Source organism: Agromyces sp. NPDC057679, assembly GCF_042799635.1.
Classification (GTDB): Bacteria; Actinomycetota; Actinomycetes; order Actinomycetales; family Microbacteriaceae; genus Agromyces.
Genome location: NZ_JBHVIK010000005.1, coordinates 116,927 through 134,495, shown reverse-complemented (window position 1 = coordinate 134,495; position 17,569 = coordinate 116,927). Strand labels below are relative to the sequence as shown.

19 protein-coding genes are annotated in these 17,569 nt (G+C 70.3%); 6 read left to right on the top strand and 13 right to left on the bottom strand.

All coding sequences use genetic code 11. The features are described from left to right. The first annotated feature begins 16 nt into the window (after positions 1-16). Positions 17-580, top strand: a complete 564-nt coding sequence (locus tag ACFVAJ_RS20125) for an ArsR/SmtB family transcription factor (RefSeq protein ID WP_376947347.1) — start codon at positions 17-19, stop codon at positions 578-580. A 109-nt stretch (positions 581-689) separates the two neighbouring features. On the opposite strand, the gene ACFVAJ_RS20120 is transcribed toward ACFVAJ_RS20125, so the two are convergent. The 7 genes from ACFVAJ_RS20120 to ychF form a co-directional block, all read right to left on the bottom strand. Further along, positions 690-932, bottom strand: a complete 243-nt coding sequence (locus ACFVAJ_RS20120; protein WP_376947345.1) for a hypothetical protein — start codon at positions 930-932, stop codon at positions 690-692. Then, positions 929-1,165, bottom strand: coding sequence for a hypothetical protein (locus tag ACFVAJ_RS20115; protein ID WP_376947343.1), 237 nt, complete (start codon positions 1,163-1,165; stop codon positions 929-931). Before ACFVAJ_RS20115 ends, ACFVAJ_RS20120 begins: the two co-directional genes overlap by 4 nt. Before the next feature lie 17 nt (positions 1,166-1,182). After that, positions 1,183-1,887, bottom strand: a complete 705-nt coding sequence (locus ACFVAJ_RS20110) for a CHAD domain-containing protein (RefSeq protein WP_376947341.1) — start codon at positions 1,885-1,887, stop codon at positions 1,183-1,185. A gap of 189 nt (positions 1,888-2,076) precedes the next feature. Then, positions 2,077-2,529, bottom strand: coding sequence for a hypothetical protein (locus ACFVAJ_RS20105; protein WP_376947339.1), 453 nt, complete (start codon positions 2,527-2,529; stop codon positions 2,077-2,079). A 187-nt stretch (positions 2,530-2,716) separates the two neighbouring features. Beyond that, positions 2,717-3,247, bottom strand: a complete 531-nt coding sequence (locus ACFVAJ_RS20100; protein WP_376947337.1) for a VOC family protein — start codon at positions 3,245-3,247, stop codon at positions 2,717-2,719. An 81-nt stretch (positions 3,248-3,328) separates the two neighbouring features. After that, positions 3,329-3,997: a helix-turn-helix domain-containing protein gene (locus ACFVAJ_RS20095; RefSeq protein ID WP_376947335.1), complete on the bottom strand. Its 669-nt coding sequence runs from the start codon at positions 3,995-3,997 to the stop codon at positions 3,329-3,331. Positions 3,998-4,004: 7 nt separating this feature from the next. Further along, positions 4,005-5,078 carry a redox-regulated ATPase YchF gene (ychF, locus tag ACFVAJ_RS20090; RefSeq protein WP_376947333.1) on the bottom strand — a complete coding sequence of 358 codons (1,074 nt, stop codon included), beginning with the start codon at positions 5,076-5,078 and terminating at the stop codon, positions 4,005-4,007. Positions 5,079-5,187: 109 nt separating this feature from the next. On the opposite strand from ychF, the gene ACFVAJ_RS20085 reads away from it, so the two are divergent. Beyond that, on the top strand, positions 5,188-5,859 hold the full coding sequence (locus tag ACFVAJ_RS20085) for a hypothetical protein (RefSeq protein ID WP_376947331.1): 672 nt from the start codon (positions 5,188-5,190) through the stop codon (positions 5,857-5,859). A gap of 19 nt (positions 5,860-5,878) precedes the next feature. Here the strand turns inward: ACFVAJ_RS20085 and ACFVAJ_RS20080 are convergent, their stop codons facing one another. Beyond that, positions 5,879-6,664 carry a class I SAM-dependent methyltransferase gene (locus tag ACFVAJ_RS20080; protein ID WP_376947329.1) on the bottom strand — a complete coding sequence of 262 codons (786 nt, stop codon included), beginning with the start codon at positions 6,662-6,664 and terminating at the stop codon, positions 5,879-5,881. Between the two features lie 143 nt (positions 6,665-6,807). Between ACFVAJ_RS20080 and ACFVAJ_RS20075 the strand changes: the two genes are divergently transcribed. Together ACFVAJ_RS20075 and rmuC are read left to right on the top strand one after the other, a co-directional pair. Beyond that, a complete protein-coding gene (locus ACFVAJ_RS20075) occupies positions 6,808-7,425 on the top strand; it encodes a 3'-5' exonuclease (protein WP_376947327.1) in 618 nt (205 codons plus the stop codon). 57 nt (positions 7,426-7,482) lie between these two features. After that, positions 7,483-8,943 carry a DNA recombination protein RmuC gene (rmuC, locus tag ACFVAJ_RS20070; protein WP_376947322.1) on the top strand — a complete coding sequence of 487 codons (1,461 nt, stop codon included), beginning with the start codon at positions 7,483-7,485 and terminating at the stop codon, positions 8,941-8,943. A 76-nt stretch (positions 8,944-9,019) separates the two neighbouring features. Here rmuC and glpX read toward each other — a convergent pair whose 3' ends face one another. Both glpX and ACFVAJ_RS20060 read right to left on the bottom strand, forming a co-directional pair. Beyond that, a complete protein-coding gene (gene glpX, locus ACFVAJ_RS20065) occupies positions 9,020-10,021 on the bottom strand; it encodes a class II fructose-bisphosphatase (RefSeq protein WP_376947320.1) in 1,002 nt (333 codons plus the stop codon). A 166-nt stretch (positions 10,022-10,187) separates the two neighbouring features. Continuing rightward, positions 10,188-11,207: a fructose-bisphosphatase class II gene (locus tag ACFVAJ_RS20060; protein WP_376947318.1), complete on the bottom strand. Its 1,020-nt coding sequence runs from the start codon at positions 11,205-11,207 to the stop codon at positions 10,188-10,190. A 130-nt stretch (positions 11,208-11,337) separates the two neighbouring features. On the opposite strand from ACFVAJ_RS20060, the gene fbaA reads away from it, so the two are divergent. Beyond that, positions 11,338-12,372, top strand: a complete 1,035-nt coding sequence (gene fbaA / locus ACFVAJ_RS20055; RefSeq protein ID WP_244853242.1) for a class II fructose-bisphosphate aldolase — start codon at positions 11,338-11,340, stop codon at positions 12,370-12,372. An 11-nt stretch (positions 12,373-12,383) separates the two neighbouring features. After that, on the top strand, positions 12,384-13,049 hold the full coding sequence (locus ACFVAJ_RS20050; RefSeq protein ID WP_376947315.1) for a DUF6264 family protein: 666 nt from the start codon (positions 12,384-12,386) through the stop codon (positions 13,047-13,049). A gap of 28 nt (positions 13,050-13,077) precedes the next feature. Here the strand turns inward: ACFVAJ_RS20050 and ACFVAJ_RS20045 are convergent, their stop codons facing one another. From ACFVAJ_RS20045 to ACFVAJ_RS20035, 3 genes are all read right to left on the bottom strand, one after another. After that, positions 13,078-15,099 carry an ABC transporter ATP-binding protein gene (locus ACFVAJ_RS20045; RefSeq protein WP_376947821.1) on the bottom strand — a complete coding sequence of 674 codons (2,022 nt, stop codon included), beginning with the start codon at positions 15,097-15,099 and terminating at the stop codon, positions 13,078-13,080. Positions 15,100-15,167: 68 nt separating this feature from the next. Next, positions 15,168-16,904 carry an ABC transporter ATP-binding protein gene (locus ACFVAJ_RS20040; protein WP_376947313.1) on the bottom strand — a complete coding sequence of 579 codons (1,737 nt, stop codon included), beginning with the start codon at positions 16,902-16,904 and terminating at the stop codon, positions 15,168-15,170. Further along, positions 16,895-17,533 carry a TetR/AcrR family transcriptional regulator gene (locus ACFVAJ_RS20035; protein ID WP_376947311.1) on the bottom strand — a complete coding sequence of 213 codons (639 nt, stop codon included), beginning with the start codon at positions 17,531-17,533 and terminating at the stop codon, positions 16,895-16,897. The genes ACFVAJ_RS20040 and ACFVAJ_RS20035 overlap by 10 nt, the downstream gene beginning before the upstream one ends. Positions 17,534-17,569 lie beyond the last annotated feature (36 nt).

The window sequence follows — 17,569 nt, the reverse complement described above, 5'->3', positions numbered from 1 at the left end:
GCTAGTCTGTTCGGTCATGGCGGACAACCCTCCCGGCTATGAGCTCGCCGATCGGATGGCGTTGACCGAGCCTGCGCAGGTGAAGGCCATCGGCCACCCGCTCCGCACCACGATCCTGCAGTTGCTCCACGAGCGCGCCGCGACCGTCACCGAGCTGGCGGCGGCCGTCGATCGCCCCAAGAGCACGGTCGCCCACCACGTCGACGTGCTCGCCCGCAACGGCCTGCTCCAGGTGGTGCGCACGCGGAAGGTGCGAGCGATCGAGGAGCGCTTCTACGGGCGCACGGCGCGCTTGTTCTTCATCGCGGCGGAGCCGGCATCCGTCGGTGGCGAGGTGTCGGGCGACTTCAACGACTTCGAGGTCGCCGCACGTGAGTCGGCCTCGGCGTTCGAGGAGGGGAAGCTCTGGGGCTTCATCCGTCATGCGCGCATCTCGGAGGACCAGGCCTCGGAGTTCTGGCGGCGCCTGGCCGAGCTCGTGGAGGAGTTCGACCGGCTGCCGCGCTCGGGCGAGACCGTCTACGGCTTCGCGATCGGGGTCTACCCCACCGACTACCCGGCGTTGCCGACGTCTGACTGAGCGCTCGCCGCTACCGGGGTTCGCACCCGTCGACCGCGACCGTGCCGAAGGACATCCGGGTCCTCGTCCTGCCGGACGCAGTCACGTCGCCTGACGGCGGAGCCGCCCGCTACTCAGCCTCGAAATCAGAGTCGAGCTCGGGTGTGCGCCCGACGCGGATGAGCTGCCGGATGAACTGCACCTCCATCGCCGCCGCGCCGATCGCGACGACGAGGAACATGGGATCCTTCGCGATGCCGGCGCTCGCAGCGCCGAGGAAGATGCACGCGCACATGATGATGTTCCACCATGCCTGGACACGTCGCCCGCGGCCGGTCGTGACCCAGCCGATCGCGGAATCGAGTCGACTCACCGAAGCGCTCCCGTGAGCGAGGCGATGACCATGGCGACGCCTGCGCAGATGAGGACCGCGCCGCCGAACGCCATCAGCAGAGGCGACTGCGTGCGTTCGGTGAGCTTGATCCCCTGCTGCTCACGCTGCTTCCGCGCTGCCGCAGAGATGGCCTCCCGCTTCACAATGAACATCGCGCCGAACGGGACGGCGAACAGACCCCATACGAGAGCGGCGATCTGGCCTTCGGTCACGTCGGAATGCTACGGCATCATGACCGTCCAGGTAGGCCGCGCTGAGCCGGAGCTCGCGACATCTCCTCCGCTCGCCGTCGCGCGATATCCCGGACTCCGCGGATCGACTCGTCGGAATCTGCCTCGGCGTCGGCGTCGAGCCACCGCGCGAGCAACAGGTGATCTCGTTGGTCGCCGACGGCGTCCTGCAGCGCCGCGCCGACGGCCGCGGCCTGTTCATCACCGAGCGCTTCGGCGAGGTACCGCAGGGCCCGCGCGTGCTTGCGGATCTCGTGTCGGACCTCCCACTCGTCGAGCCCGTCGACGGCCCCGCATACGGCTTCGAGTCGGACGACGAGCTTGCGGTACCTCGGCCCGTCGAGGTAGTCCACCACATCGCGATGAGCGCGTCGTCGCTCTCGCTTGACCGCCTTCACCAGCCGTCGGGGCGCTGCGTCCGATCGGCCGTCGTCGCCGAACTCCGCCAGCAGCCGCTGCAGCAGCCTCTGGCGCACTTCGAGGTCCCGAACCGCCCCGAGCACGTCCCCGTAGCGCTCGAGTCCGCGCGCCGCCTTCTCAGCGTCACGGCCGGGGACGAGCGGAAGGAACGCGCGCAGCCGGCGTGTGAGCGTGCGCGCCCGGTGAACGGCCTCGTCGGCATTCCGTCGAACCCCGGGCTCCACCCCGATGAGCTCGCTGATCACGTCGCGCACCCAGTCACCGAGGAGGGCCTCGGCAGTCATACTTCGATTGTGCCGGGAGCGGCGCCTCCCGGGTATCCCCGGCCGTCGCCCCGCCGTCAGGCTGCGTCCGTCAGCCGGCCTTCTTGACGAGCCATCCCGGCGCGGCCGGCCGGCCCGCCCGAGGCGAGGTCAGCGAACAGCGCGCTGCGGCGGAGTTCCACCTCGTTGCATTCCTCGGAGATCGTGTGCCTACCTCGGTTCGCATCCCTCGACCGGTACGGCCCCGAAGAACACGCCCGTCCTCGCCCAGACCCAGTCCCCGACGACCAGATCCTCGCGCTCGAATGCGCCGTCGAGCGTCCACCCGTGCGAATCGAGGACTCCATCGACAGAGAGGCCAAGGATGCTCCACTCGCCTCCCATTGGAACCTCCGAGAGCCGAATCACGCCTCCCTGCGTGAGTCCACCGGCCGAGTCGGCCAACTCATCTGCGCGCAGTGTCGCGGACAAGTCGTCGTCGAGGTAGACGCGAGCGCCCGAAATCTCGTCGAGCGACTCGCAGGAAAGCACGTCGACGGTCTGGTCCTCGTTGAGGCGGACGGCGATGCGGTCGACATACGAACACGCGGAGAGCCCCGCGACCGCGCACATCGCGATCGCGACGACGACCGCTGGGCGGGCATGCCTCCGGCGACGTGACATGAGTGCAACATAGCGAGCCGACGACTCGCCGCGGGCGCCGCATGGCCGATCTGGTCGAGGAGTTCGACCGCCTCCCGAGTCGGGCGAGACATCTACGGGTTCGCGATCGGCGTCTACCCGACGGACTACCCGGTACTGCCCGCCGCCGAGTGGCGGCGGGCCGAACTCGCCGCAGGCGATGCGCCTCTCAGCTCTTCGGATCGCGCAAGCCGGTCATCGCGTCGAGCAGCGTGTCGTGGATGTAAGCGAGCTCGGCCGAGACCTCTCCCCATCCTCCGCCTTGCTCGTCGACAGTCCAGTCCTGGTCACCGGAGGCCTCTTCCGATGCAGGCTCGCCGTGCTGCCAGATCCACCAGATGTTCGCGCTCGAATCCTGGATGCGAGCGAACCGGGTCCCGAAGAAGTCGGTGGGTTTCGTGATGAGCCGTGAGTCGCGGGCGAGTGCACGCTCGAGCACCGCGTCGATGTCATCGACGTACACCTGAAGCAGGCTCGGAGTGAAGGGCCAGTCCGGCTTGCGCTCGGCGAACATGATGGTCGTCGTTCCGACGCGAACCTCGGCCTGCAGAAGGAGGCCGTCCTCGTCGACGGTGCGGGCCTCCGCGCGTTCCTCGCCGTCGAAGACCTCGACGACGAACCGGGCGAGCTCATCGGCGTCGCTGGTGATGATGAAGGGGTTGACCGTGGCATACCCCTCGGGGGCGGCGGGTGCAGACATCGTGTGCTCCTGTACTCGTGGTCGATGCGATGTCATCAGTCCATCACCGAGCGAATGTCACGGTCTTGAACATTCCCGCCGTCATCGGCCGGACAGCACCTGGGCTGGCGTTCGTCCGTGGAAGGCTCTCAGCGAACGAGTCAGGTGAGCCTGGTCCGCGAAACCGCAGCGTGCAGCGCATTCGACCGGCGACACGCCCTGCAGCAGCAGAGCGAACGCTTCACGCGCTCGCGACAACTGCTCGATCTGCTTGCGCGTGAGCCCGGTCGCGGCGCGCACCCGGCGCTGCCGGTGCCGCTCCGAGTAGCCTGCGTCATCGCCGGAGAGCATCCGCCGGACGTCGTCGTCGCTCCGCAGTACGTCGAGTTCCAGTAGGCGGTCGGTGAAGGCTTCGAGATCCTCGAACTCCGGGAACGGCACGGCATGCTGCGCGAGTACGACGTGCCCGGCTTCGACCACGAGCTGCCGCTCGCCGCCGAGCAGAAGCTGCTTGCTCACTCCGGGCAGAATGGCGTGAGGCTTCAGCTGGATACCCCAGCTGTGCTCTCCGATCTTCGAGCGGATCCAGCGGTGCCCGAGGGTCGGGCCCGCCAGTCCGGCGAGCACCTCTCCATCCGGCTCGCGGGCGAACCACAGATCCCAGTACTCGACGGCCGGCACGAGGTAGCGCTCATCTCGCGTCGCGCGCGCCTGCCACACGCACTCCAGCACGGGCGAATCGGGATGGTGCTCCTCGTAGATGCGCTCCATCCGCGGATCACACGTTGAAGCGGAACTCCACCACGTCGCCGTCCTGCATGACGTAGTCCTTGCCCTCCATGCGGGCCTTGCCCTTCGCGCGGGCCTCGGCGACCGATCCGGTCTCGACGAGGTCGGCGAACGAGATGACCTCGGCCTTGATGAAGCCGCGCTCGAAGTCGGTGTGGATCACTCCGGCCGCCTGCGGGGCCTTGTCGCCCTTGTGGATCGTCCACGCACGCGACTCCTTGGGGCCCGCGGTGAGGTAGGTCTGCAGGCCGAGCGTGTCGAAGCCGATGCGGGCGAGCTGGTCGAGGCCCGACTCCTCCTGGCCCGTCGAGGCCAGCAGTTCCGCGGCCTCCTCGGGGTCGAGGTCGATGAGCTCCGACTCGATCTTCGCGTCGAGGAACACGGCCTCGGCGGGGGCGACGAGCTCGGCGAGCTCGGCCTTCTTCGCGTCATCCGTGAGCACCGACTCGTCGACGTTGAAGACGTAGATGAAGGGCTTCGCGGTGAGCAGGCCGAGCTCCTTGATGGGCGCGAGGTCGACGGATGCCGCGGAGAGGGGCGTGCCCTTCTGCAGCACCTCCTGCGCCTCCTTCGCGGCGGCGAGCACCGAGGGGTCGAGCTTCTTGCCCTTGATCTCCTTCTCGTAGCGCGGGATGGCGCGCTCGAGCGTCTCGAGGTCGGCGAGGATCAGCTCGGTGTTGATCGTCTCCATGTCGGACTTCGGGTCGATCTTGCCGTCGACGTGCACGACGTCGCCGTCCTCGAAGCCGCGCACGACCTGCGCGATCGCGTCGGCCTCGCGGATGTTGGCGAGGAACTTGTTGCCGAGGCCCTCGCCCTCGGAGGCGCCGCGCACGATGCCGGCGATGTCGACGAACGACACCGCCGCGGGCAGGATGCGCTCGGAGCCGAAGATCGAGGCGAGCGTCGCGAGTCGCGGGTCGGGCAGGTTCACCACGCCCACGTTGGGCTCGATCGTCGCGAACGGGTAGTTCGCCGCGAGCACCTGGTTCTTGGTCAGGGCGTTGAAGAGGGTGGACTTGCCGACGTTGGGCAGGCCGACGATACCGATAGTGAGAGCCACGGGGGCACAGTCTACCGGGGTGCGGCTGGTCGTGCGGTCGGCGAGAACGCCGCCGATTCGTTATCGGAGCCTCACTCGCCGGCGCGGTCGGTTCAGCCATGCTGAGCGCATGAGGATGCTTCGCCTGACGCTCATCGCCGCCGCCGCCGTCGCGCTCGCCGGCTGCGCCGCCACCGCGCCGGCCCCGGCGACCCCAGCACCGAGCGAGACCCCGGCTGCGTCGAGTTCGCCGCCCGAGCCCGCCGAGCCCGAGACGGCCGAGATCGTGGTCGACGGCGGCGGCTTCAGCCTCGTCGACGCCGAGGGCTCGACGACGTTCACGCACGTCTGGGTCGACGAGGTCGCTCCGGCGGTCGCGGCCCTCACCGACGCCTTCGGCGCCGATCCGGTGATGTCACTCCGCGACGGCTCGGGCGGGCACTACGCCGATTTCGACCTGTACACCTGGGGTGACTTCACGCTCGGCGACGCCGTCGGCCTCGAGGGTTCCCGCGCCGACTACTTCCTGCCGTCGCTCGTCGAGGTCGCCGCGCCGGAGATCGAGGGCGTCGCGGTGCGCAGCGCGAGCGGCCCGACCGTCGGGTCGCCGGTGAGCGAGGTCGCCGCGGTGGCGCCCCTCGTGCAGGAGGGATCGAACTATCGGATCGACCCCGTCGACCCGTCGCTCGTGCCGCCCACGCCGGGTGGCGAGACCACCGACATGGTGGGGCTGCGCGCCGACGAGAGCGACACGACCATCGTCATGCTGACGGCACCCGTGCTCTCGTACTACCCGTTCTGAGTCCGGCGGCCGCCGCGGTTCAGCCGAGCCGCGTGCGGAAGCACCGGGTGACGTAGGGCACCTCGAGTTCCTCGGCGCCCGCGAGATCGGGATGCGTCGCGAGCAGCGTCTCGAGGGCGGCGAGCGTCGCAGCCTGCTCGGACTCGCTCGCGGTGATGAAGTAGCTCCGCGAGCGCACGAGGTCGAGGAAGCCGGCACGCGTCATCCGCTTCGACCAGGCGACCGTGTGCTCCTCGATCGACCCGAACGGCCGGCCCACCTGCACGTAGGTCTCGAACGTCGCGCTCGCATCGTGGCGTTCGTGCATGATCTCGCCGGCCTCGCGCAGCCAGTCGGTGCTCGTGTCGCGCGAGTTCCAGATGAGCCCGAGCACGCCGCCGGGCCGCAGCACGCGGGCGATCTCGGGAATCGCGCGCTCGGGGGTGAACCAGTGCCACGCCTGCCCCGCGACGACGGCGTCGACCGAGGCATCCTCGATGGGGATGTCCTCGGCGGTGCCGAGGATCCGCGGCACGCCGGGCACCGCGATCTCGAGTTCCTCGAGCATCTCCTCGACCGGATCGACCGCGATCACATCCCGGTCGAGCTCGACGAGCGCCTCGGTCAGCTTGCCGGTGCCGGCGCCGAGGTCGAGCACCCGTCGCGCATCGCCGATGAGCCACTCGACGGCCTCCGGCGGGTAGCCGGGTCGCGCCCGGTGATAGACGGATGCCGCGGCGCCGAACGATCTCGCCGTGCGCCGCGTCTCGGGTGCGCCCGGGTCGGCGACGAGTTCGCCCGCACCTCGTTCGGGGGCGTCGCTCATGGGCTCGTCCTCTCGTCGCGCGGGTCGCGCCTCCATTCCAGTCCGCGGCGGGTCATCCGTCAACCGCCACGCCTCGATGCCGGTCTCGTGACCCGCCCGGCTCGCGGTCCGCCGGTGTCGGCGACGCGTGGCACGATGTCCTCGTGCCAGTGGACTTCACCGCGATCGACTTCGAAACCGCCAACTCCTCCGGCGCGTCCGCCTGTTCGGTCGGGCTCGTGAAGGTCCGCGACGGGCAGGTCGTCGACCGGGTGCACTGGTACATCCGGCCGCCGTTCCCGCACGACGAGTTCTCGGAGTGGAACGTCCGCATCCACGGCATCACGCCCGAGATGGTCGAGGGCGCCCCCGACTGGCGCACCCACCTGCCGGCGCTCCGCGAGTTCGCGGGCGACGACGTGCTCGTGGCGCACAACGCGACGTTCGACCTCGGCGTCATCGCCAAGACCTCGACCGCCTGGGGCCTCGAGGTGCCCGACTACCGCTCGCTGTGCAGCCTGCAGGTGGCGCGGCGCACCTACCACCTCGACTCGTACCGGCTGCCCGTCGCGGCGATGGCGGCCGGCTTCGAGGGCTTCTCGCACCACGACGCCCTCGCCGACGCCGAAGCCTGCGCGGCGATCATCGTGCACGCCGCCGGGCGCCACGGCGCCGACGACGTCGAGCGCCTCGCGCACATCACGCGGGTGAAGCTCGGGTCGATCGGCCCGGTCGCCGTGGCCGCCGACCGTGCGGCGAACGGCCCGATGGCGCTGCAGTAGCCCGCCCCGCCGACCCGCCGCCGTACGATGTCGGCGGCGCCTGCGACACTCGATGGCATGGAGATCCTGCTGCTCGTCATCGGCCTCATCGTGGGCGTCCTGCTCGGCGCGCTCGGCGCCTGGTTCCTCGCCCAGCGACGCGCCGCAGCGGCCGGTCCGGCCGACCTCGTGCCGGTCGACGACCCCGCCCTCGTCGAGGCGCGGCACCAGCAGGCGCTCATCGAGCTGCGGGCGAGCGGCGAGGCGCAGCTCGCGCGCGCCCTCGCCGACGAGCAGGCGAAGCAGTCGAACCTCGGCGCCGAGCTTGCCGCCGTCGAGGCCACGGCCGCCGGCCTCCGCGAGCAGATCGAGGCGGCACGTGCCCAGTACCGCGAGCTCGTCGAGCGCCAGCAGTTCGAGCAGCGCCAGCGCGAGGCGAAGGAGGCGGCCGACAGCAAGGTGCTCCAAGAGCTCGCGCCGGTGAAGAAGACGCTCACCGACATGCAGGCCAAGGTCGCCGAGCTCGAGACACAGCGCCACCGGCAGCACGGCGAGCTGAGCCAGCAGCTGAAGGCCGCCGCCGAGAGCGAGGAGCGCCTGCGCTCGACGGCCGAGTCGCTCGCCTCCGCCCTTCGGTCCAACAGCACGCGCGGCGTCTGGGGCGAGACGCAGCTGCGCAGCGTCGTCGAGGCTGCGGGCCTCATCGAGCGGGTCGACTTCGACACGCAGCACTCGGTCACGACCGACGCGGGCGCGGGTCGCCCCGACATGGTCATCCACCTGCCGGGCGGCAAGCACATCGCGGTCGACGCGAAGGTGCCGTTCAACGCGTACCTCGAGGCCAGCCAGATTCCCGCGACCGCGACCGGCAGCGAGGGCGCCCAGCGCGACGCCCTCCTGAAGAACCACGTCAAGGCAGTGCGCGACCACATCGTCGCGCTCGGCGGCAAGACCTACTGGGAGGGCCTCGGCGCCTCCCCCGAGATGGTGATCGCGTTCATCCCGAGCGAGTCGCTCATCTCGAGCGCCCTCGAGGCCGATCCCTCGCTGCTGGAGTTCGCCTTCTCGAAGCGGGTCGCCCTCGCCTCACCCGTCACGCTCTGGTCGGTGCTCAAGACCGTGGCGTTCAGCTGGCAGCAAGACGTGCTGACCAAGGAGGCGAAGACCCTCTTCGACCTCAGCCGTGAGCTCTACGCGCGCCTGTCGACGACCGCCGGGCAGATCGAGAAGCTCGGTCGCACGATCGAACGCACCGTGAAGGACTACAACACCTTCGTCGGCTCGCTCGAGTCGCGCGTGCTGCCCACCGCCCGCAAGCTCAAGGCGCTCGACGAGACCAAGGTGCTCGCCACGATCGAGGGCATCGACGAGAGCCCCCGCGAACTGACCGCGTACGAGTTCACCACGGCCGCCGCCGAGCAGCCGATGCTCGACGCACCCGGCGAGGGTGGGGCCGAAGCGGCCGTCGACACCGAGGATGCGACGGCACACGACGACATCCTCGCCGACATCGACCCCGAGATCCGACGCAGCATCTGACCATCGGGCGCCCAGACAGCGAAGCGGGCGTCGGGCCGACTCCAGTCGGCCCGACGCCCGCTCGGCGTTCGGAGGCTCAGATGTCGGCGTCGGGCAGCCACTTCTCGATGAGGTGGTCGGCGACGATGCGCCGGGCCGTGCCCGACTTGCCGCGCAGCACGATCGACTCGGTGCGGATGATCGGGCCCTTCTTGCGCACGCCGTCGAGGAGCTCGCCGTCGGTCACGCCCGTCGCGACGAAGAAGGTGTTGTCGCCGCGCACGAGGTCGTCGAGCTCGTAGATCTTGTCGCAGTCGAGGCCGGCGGCCTCGCCGCGCGCACGCTCGGCGTCGTCGAGCGGCGCGAGCTTGCCCTGCATGAACCCGCCGAGCGCCTTGATCGCGCACGCCGTCGTGATGCCCTCGGGGCTGCCGCCGATGCCGACGCACATGTCGATGCGCGACTCGTACCGGGCCGCGTTGATGCCGCCGGCGACGTCGCCGTCGCTGATGAGGCGGGTGCCGGCACCCGCGGCGCGGATGTCGGCGATGAGCTGCTCGTGGCGGGGGCGGTTCAGCACCGCGACGCGGAGCTCGCCGACGTCCTTGCCCTTCGCCGCGGCAAGGGCCCGCAGGTTCTCGCCGATCGGCTTGCGGATGTCGACGACGCCGATGCCCGAGGCATCCGTGACGATCTTGTCCATGTAGAAGACGCTCGACGCGTCGAGCATGCTGCCCCGGTCGGAGACCGCGATGACCGAGAGCGCGTTCTGGCGGCCCGCCGCCGTGAGCGAGGTGCCGTCGATCGGGTCGACGGCGATGTCGCACGCTGGGCCGCGACCGTTGCCGACGCGCTCGCCGTTGAAGAGCATCGGCGCCTCGTCCTTCTCGCCCTCGCCGATGACGACGACGCCGTCGAAGTTGACGGTGCCGAGGAAGGCCCGCATCGCGTCGACCGCCGCGCCGTCGGCGCCGAGCTTGTCGCCGCGCCCGATCCACGGGTAGGAGCGGATCGCCGCGGCCTCGGTCGCGCGCACCAGTTCGAGTGCGATGTTGCGGTCGGGGTGCAGGAAGAGGCTGGCGGTATCGGTGCTCACCATCGAGTGGTCCTCCGGAGTTCGTGCGATCGGCCTCGATCGGAGGCCGGCGGGGAAAGGACGATCGTCCGCTTCCAGCCTAGGCACGAGACCGCGAGAGCGGCCCGGTTTTCGCCCGTTCGTCAGTGAAAGAATGTGCATTCTTAATCCACCGGCGCGGACGGCGCGCTCAGCTCTCGAGGCGGTCGACCCACCCGGACGCGTTGCCGGGTGCCGACCACCAGTGCGCCCGCATCCCTGCGGGCATCCGCTGAACGCCCGGCAGCGCGAGGCCGATCTCGCAGTCGGTGACGGCGGCGAGCACGATCGCGGCGGGCGCCGCGCAGAGCTCGTCGAGGTCGGCGAGCCCGTCGATGGCCCGCGACCCGCCGAGGTGCATCAGCACCCGATCGCGCTCGGCGTCGGACTGCGGTGCGAAGCGCGCGAGCATCGACCCGCCGAGCGCCCGCACCGCGGCGGCCACGATGACGCCTTCGGGCGCGCCGCCGATCCCGATCACGGCGTCCAGTCCACGACCTGCGGGCGGGAAGCCGCCCCCGGCCGCCGCACCGTGCAGCGCCTGGAGGCTCCGCTCGATGTCGCCGTGCTCGAACAGCTCGACCGCCGCACCGGCGGCCCTGACGGCCTCGACGTACGGGCGGTTGCGAGGTCGGTCCTGCACGGCGATGCGGATGTCTCGCGCGGCGACGCCCCGCGCGAGCGCAGCCTCGGCGACGAGTTCAGGGATGAGCTCGGCGATCGGGCGGCCCGCCGACCGATCGGTCGTGAAACCCGGCAACCAGGTGACGAGCTTCTCGAGGTAGTGCGCCGGCCCCAGATCGAAGAACGCCCCGCGCGGCGCCGCCGAGATCACGGCCATCGCGCCGGCCCGTCCGGCAGCGGCGAGGCGCGTGCCGTCGACCGGGTCGACGGCGAGGTCGATCGTCGGGTCGCCGTCCCGGGCGCGACCGAACCGCTCGCCGAGGTGCAGCATCGGGGCGTCGTCCTTCTCGCCCTCGCCGACGACGACGCGGCCGTCGACCGGAAGCCCGGCGAGCACGGCGCGCATCGCGGCGACTGCGGCGCCGTCGAGCCCGTCGCCGTCGCCGCGCCCCACGAGCGGCAGGCACGCCGCGGCCGCGGCGACCACGGCGGGGCGCAGCAGTTCGGCGAGCGCGGCGGGATCGACGGGATCGTTCGGGTCGGTCATGGCTCCATCCTGCCCCGCCGCGGCGCCCGCCCGACGTGCGGCGTCGCCACGTGGCATCCGACACCTGAGCCGTGCTCGACAAGTCGATAGACTCGTGCCGAACCCACACTGTCGTCACCGAAGGAGCACCATGCCCATCGCCACCCCCGAGCAGTACGCCGAGATGCTGGACACCGCGAAGGCCAAGGGCTTCGCATTCCCCGCCTTCAACGTCTCGAGCTCGCAGACCCTGAACGCGGTGCTCCAGGGCCTCACCGAGGCGGGTTCCGACGGCATCATCCAGGTCACCACGGGCGGCGCCGACTACTTCGCCGGCCACACCGTGAAGGCCCGCGCGACCGGCGCCCTCGCCTTCGCGCGCTTCGCGCACGAGGTCGCGAAGTCGTACCCGATCACCGTCGCCCTCCACACCGACCACTGCCCGAAGCCGGCCCTCGCCGACTTCGTCTTCCCGCTCATCGAGGCCTCCGAGGCCGAGGTGAAGGCGGGCCGCAACCCGATCTTCCAGTCGCACATGTGGGACGGCTCGGCTGTGCCGCTCACCGAGAACCTCGACATCGCGAAGGAGATCCTCCCGCGCATGAAGGCGATCAACGCGATCCTCGAGGTCGAGATCGGCGTCGTCGGCGGCGAAGAGGACGGCGTCAAGCACGAGGGCTCGAACGAGGCGCTCTACACGACCCTCGAGGACGCGATCGCGACGGTCGAGGCGCTCGGCCTCGGCGAGCAGGGTCGCTACATGGCCGCCCTCACCTTCGGCAACGTGCACGGCGTCTACGCGCCCGGCAACGTGAAGCTGCGCCCGGCCCTCCTCAAGGAGATCCAGGACGGCCTGCAGGCGAAGTACGGCACCGGTGAGAAGCCGCTCGACCTCGTCTTCCACGGCGGATCGGGCTCGACCGACGCCGAGATCGCCGAGGCGGTCGCGAACGGCGTCGTGAAGATGAACATCGACACCGACACCCAGTACGCCTTCACGCGCTCGATCGCCGGCTACATGTTCCAGAACTACGACGGCGTGCTGAAGGTCGACGGCTCGGTCGGCAACAAGAAGCAGTACGACCCGCGCGCGTGGGGCAAGGTCGCCGAGTCGGCGATGGCCGTGCGCGTCGGCGAGTCGACCCGTCAGCTGGGTTCGGCCGGCCAGTCGATCACCTCGGCGTAAGGCAGCACCGGATGACTCGCGACGAGGCCGCTCGAACGCCCGACGACGCCGTGGCCGGCGCCGCTGCCCCGCAGCCGCCGGCCACGCCGCCCGCCGACGAGCGGCCTCGTCCGAGGTACGGCGAGTACGCCCCCGAGGGGTGGACCTGGCAGCCGCCGGCCGACCCGCACGCGGCCGGCGCGACCCATGCGGCCGACGCCGCCGGCCCGGGCGCCGGTCCGGCCCCCGCCGCCGGTGGTCCGGGCCCGGCGTACGCCCGGCCGGACACGGGCGCCGTCGCCCGACCGACCGATCGCGCCTGGACGGTCGCGCTCCTGGTCTTCGGGGCGATGGGTGCCGTCTACAACGTGCTCTCGCTCGTCTCCCTGCCGTCGAGCATGCTCCAGTCGCTGGAGCTGACGGCCTCGATGTTCGGCACCACGCCGCCGACGGAGTTCAACCCCGGGCCCGTGGTGCCCGTCGCGATCGCGATCGGAGTGATCGCGCAGCTCGCCCTCTGGTTCGTCGCGCTGCGCTGGTCGCGCGCACGCATGCAGGCGGGGTCGAGCTCATGGTGGATTCCATTGCTCGCCGGCGTCGTCGCGTTCATCGTCGTGATGATCGTGACCTACGTGGTCGCGTTCAGCGACCCGGCGTTCGCCGAGTTCTTCCTGACGATTCCGACGACGGCTCCCTGACGGGCGACGCCGCGTTCCGGGCCCCGCGCTACCCGAGCGCCTCGATCGCACCCGTCTTCGGTTCGGCGGTCGCGGACTCCACCGCCTCCGCGTCGCGCTCGTCCTCGCGCACCGTCTCCTCCTCGCCGTCGACCGGCGCCGCGAACTGGGCCTGGTAGAGGCGCGCGTACGCGCCGCCCGCGGCGAGCAGACCCGCGTGCGTGCCCTGCTCGACGATGTGCCCCGCCTCCATCACGAGGATGAGGTCGGCGTCGCGGATCGTCGAGAGCCGGTGCGCGATCACGAACGAGGTGCGGTCCTCCCGCAGCGCGTTCATCGCGTGCTGCAGCAGCAGCTCGGTGCGGGTGTCGACTGAGCTCGTCGCCTCGTCGAGGATGAGCACCGACGGCCGCGCGAGGAACGCCCGCGCGATCGTCACGAGCTGCCGCTCTCCCGCCGAGAGGTTCGACGCCTCATCGTCGAGCACGGTGTCGTACCCGTCGGGCAGGCTGCGCACGAAGCGGTCGACGTAGGTCGCGCGTGCCGCCTCGAGGATCTCCTCCTCCGTGGCGTCCGGCCTGCCGTAGGCGATGTTCTCGCGGATGGTGCCCGAGAACAGCCAGGTGTCCTGCAGCACCATGCCCATGCGGCCGCGCAGTTCGTCGCGCGTCATCCGGGTGATGTCGACCCCGTCGAGGGTGATGCGTCCGGCGTCGAGCTCGTAGAACCGCATGATGAGGTTCACGAGGGTCGTCTTGCCGGCACCGGTGGGGCCGACGATCGCGATGGACTGGCCGGGCTCGGCGGCGAGCGAGAGGTGCTCGATGAGCGGCTTCTCGGGGTCGTAGCTGAACGAGACGTCGTCGAAGACGAGACGACCGGATGCCTCGCCGGCAGCGGTCTCGGGCGCCTCGGGCTCGGCCGGGTCGGCCACTTGCTCGTCGGCGTCGAGCAGCTCGAACACGCGCTCCGCGCTCGCGACGCCCGACTGGAGCAGGTTCGCCATCGAGCCGAGCTGGCTCAACGGCTGCGTGAACTGGCGGGAGTACTGGATGAACGCCTGCACGTCGCCGAGCGAGATCGACCCGCCGGCGACCATGAGGCCGCCGACCACGGCGATCGCCACGTAGACGAGGTTGCCGACGAACATCATCGCGGGCATGATGATGCCGCTCACGAACTGGGCGCCGAAGCTGGCCTGGTAGAGCTCCTCGTTCTTGTCGTCGAAGCCCTGCTCGACCTCGCGACGCCGACCGAAGACGCGCACGAGCGCGTGGCCCGAGTAGGCCTCCTCGATGCGCGCGTTGAGGGTGCCGGTGTGCGTCCACTGGGCGACGAACTGCTTCTGCGAGCGCTTCGCGATGACCGTCGTGATGACGATCGTCAGCGGGATCGTGACGAGCGCGATGGCCGCGAGCAGCGGCGAGATGATGAACATCATGATGAGCACGCCGACGACGGTGAGGAGCGAGGTGAGCAGCTGGCTCATCGTCTGCTGCAGCGTCTGCGAGATGTTGTCGATGTCGTTCGTCACCCGCGAGAGCAGCTCGCCGCGCTGCATCTTGTCGAAGTACGACAGCGGCAGCCGGTGGATCTTCTCCTCGACCTCGCGGCGCAGCCGGTAGACGGTGCGCTGGGTCACCCCGTTGAGCACGTACGCCTGCGCCCAGCCGAACAGCGAGGCGAGCACGTAGAGCAGCAGCACGAGCCCGAGCACCGCGGCGAGCGCGCCGAAGTCGATGCCCTGGCCGGGCACGATGTTCTGCATCGAGGCGACCATGTCGGCCTGCTGGGTGTCGCCGGACGCGCGCAGTTGGTCGACGACCTGCTGCTGGGTGACGCCCGACGGCATCTGCGCCGAGATGAAGCCCTCGAAGATGATGTTGGTCGCCTGACCGAGGATCTTCGGCCCGAGCACGCTGAACACGACGCTGACGATGCCGAGGAGGATCACGAACACGACGAGCGTGCGCTCGGGCTTCAGCCGCCCGATGAGGCGCTTCGCGCTCGGGCCGAAGTTCATCGACTTCTCGACGGGCATGCCCATGCCGCCCATCGGGCCGCCGCCCATCGGACCGCGCCGCACAGGCGGGCGGGGCGTCGCGGCGGGGGTCGCCGCCGTCTCGGTCTTCTGCTCGCTCACGCTGCCGCCTCCTCTGCGCTCAGCTGGCTCTCGACGATCTCGGCATACGCCTGCGAGGTCTCGAGCAGTTCGTCGTGGGTGCCGCGGGCCGTGATGCGGCCGTCCTCGACCACGAGGATCTGGTCGGCCCCCGTGATCGTGGCGACCCGCTGGGCGACGACGATCATCGTCGCGTCGGCGACCTCGCGGTCGAGCGCGGCGCGCAGTCGCTGGTCGGTCGCGGTGTCGAGCGCCGAGAACGAGTCGTCGAAGAGGTAGATCGACGGTCGCTTCACGAGCGCCCGCGCGATCGAGAGCCTTTGGCGCTGCCCGCCCGACACGTTCGTGCCGCCCTGCGCGATCGGAGCGTCGAGCCCGTCGGGCATGGCCTCGACGAAGTCGCGGCCCTGCGCGGTCTCGAGCGCGGCCCACAACTCGTCGTCGGAGGCATCCGGATCGCCGTATCTCAGTGTCGAGGCGACGGTGCCGGCGAACAGGTAGGGCCGCTGCGGCACGAGGCCGAACTGCGCGTTGAGCAGTTCGGGGTCGAGTTCGCGCACGTCGACGCCGCCGACGAGCACGCTGCCCGAGGTCGCGTCGAAGAGACGGGCCGCGAGGTTCACGATGGTCGTCTTGCCGGCGCCGGTCGAGCCGATGATCGCGGTCACCTCGCCCGGGCGGGCGGTGAAGCTGAGGTCGTGCAGCACGGGCTCCTCGGCGCCGGGGTACGCGAAGCTCACGTTGCGGAACTCGACGGTGCCGGGGGCGGTGAGCCGCTCGACCGGCTGCGCCGGGTCGTGCACGGTCGACTCGGTCTCGAGCACCTCGCCGATGCGTCCGGCCGAGACGACCGCGCGCGGCAGCAGGAACGCGATCATCGTCGCCATCATGACCGCCATGAGGATCTGGATGAGGTAGCTGAGGAAGGCCGTGAGCGAGCCGACCTGCATCGAGCCGTCCTCGACGCGGAAGGCGCCGAACCACAGCACCGCGATGCTCGAGAGGTTGAGCACGAGCATCACGATCGGGAACACGAGCGCGAAGAGCCGGCCGGCCTTGAGCGCGGTGTCGGTGAGGGCGTCGTTGGCGTCGTCGAAGCGCTCCGACTCGACACCCTCGCGCACGAAGGCGCGGATGACGCGGATGCCGGTGAGCTGCTCGCGCAACACCCGGTTGACCCCGTCGATCTTGCGCTGCATCGACTGGAACAGCGGCACCATGCGGCTGATGATGAGCCCGACCGAGACGAGCAGCACGGGCACGGCGACGACCATGATCCACGAGAGGGCCAGGTCCTCCCTGAGCGCCATGATGACGCCGCCGATCGCGAGGATCGGCGCCGAGACCAGGATGGTGCAGCTCATGAGCACGAGCATCTGCACCTGCTGCACGTCGTTCGTCGACCGGGTGATCAGGCTCGGCGCGCCGAACCGCGACACCTCCTGCTCGGAGAAGTCGGCGACCCGGCGGAACACCGAGCGGCGCACGTCGCGGCCGAGGCCCATCGCGGTCTTCGCGCCGAAGTAGACGGCGGTGATCGAGGCGGCCACCTGCAGCAGCGTGATGCCGAGCATGAGCGCGCCGGTCGACAGGATGAAGCCGGTGTCGCCCGTGGCCACGCCGTCGTCGATGATATCGGCGTTGAGGCTCGGCAGGTACAGCGACGCGATCGACTGCACGAGCTGGAAGAAGATGACGGCGACGACGAGCCACCGGTAGGGGCGCAGGTACGTTCGCAGCAGTTTCAGCAGCATGGTTCGGTTCCCCTCGGGGCGGTTGACGGGGTGGATGCCTCGGCGACGACGTCGCGCCGGCCGATGATGCCGTGCACGATGAGGTCGGCGAGCCGGTCGGAGTCGAGACCGGTGGTCTGGGAGAACTGCGGCATCGCCGACGAGAAGGCGATGATGCGCACGAAGGCGAACACGTCGGCGGGCGGGACCCGCAACCGCTCGAGTTCGGGGGCGAGGAGCCGTTCGAAGATCCCGACGATGATCTCGATGTTCGGCGCGGCCGGCGGCCGGGGCCGGTTGCCGAGTGCGGCGAAGACGCCGAAGATGCCACTGAATCGGTCTTGGAAGCGGTCGATCACGAGCTGCATCTTGAGCTCGAGCGGCAGGCTCGGGTCGATGCGGCGGAGCGCGTCCCGGAACGGCTCGGGGTCGAGGAACACCTCGACGGCGGCGTCGATGATCGCGTCCTTGTTGTCGAAGACGCGGAACAGCGTGCCCTCGGCGACGCCCGCCGCCTCGGCGATCTGCCGGGTGGTGACGTCGCGGCCGTGGATCGAGAGCAGCGGCACCGTCGCGCGGGCGATCGCGGCGCGACGCTCATCGACGGGCATCGGCCGGGCGCGGCTCGGCTTCGTGACGGAGGCGGTCATGAGGCCGAGCCTACGCGGAGTGAGTGCTCACTCACT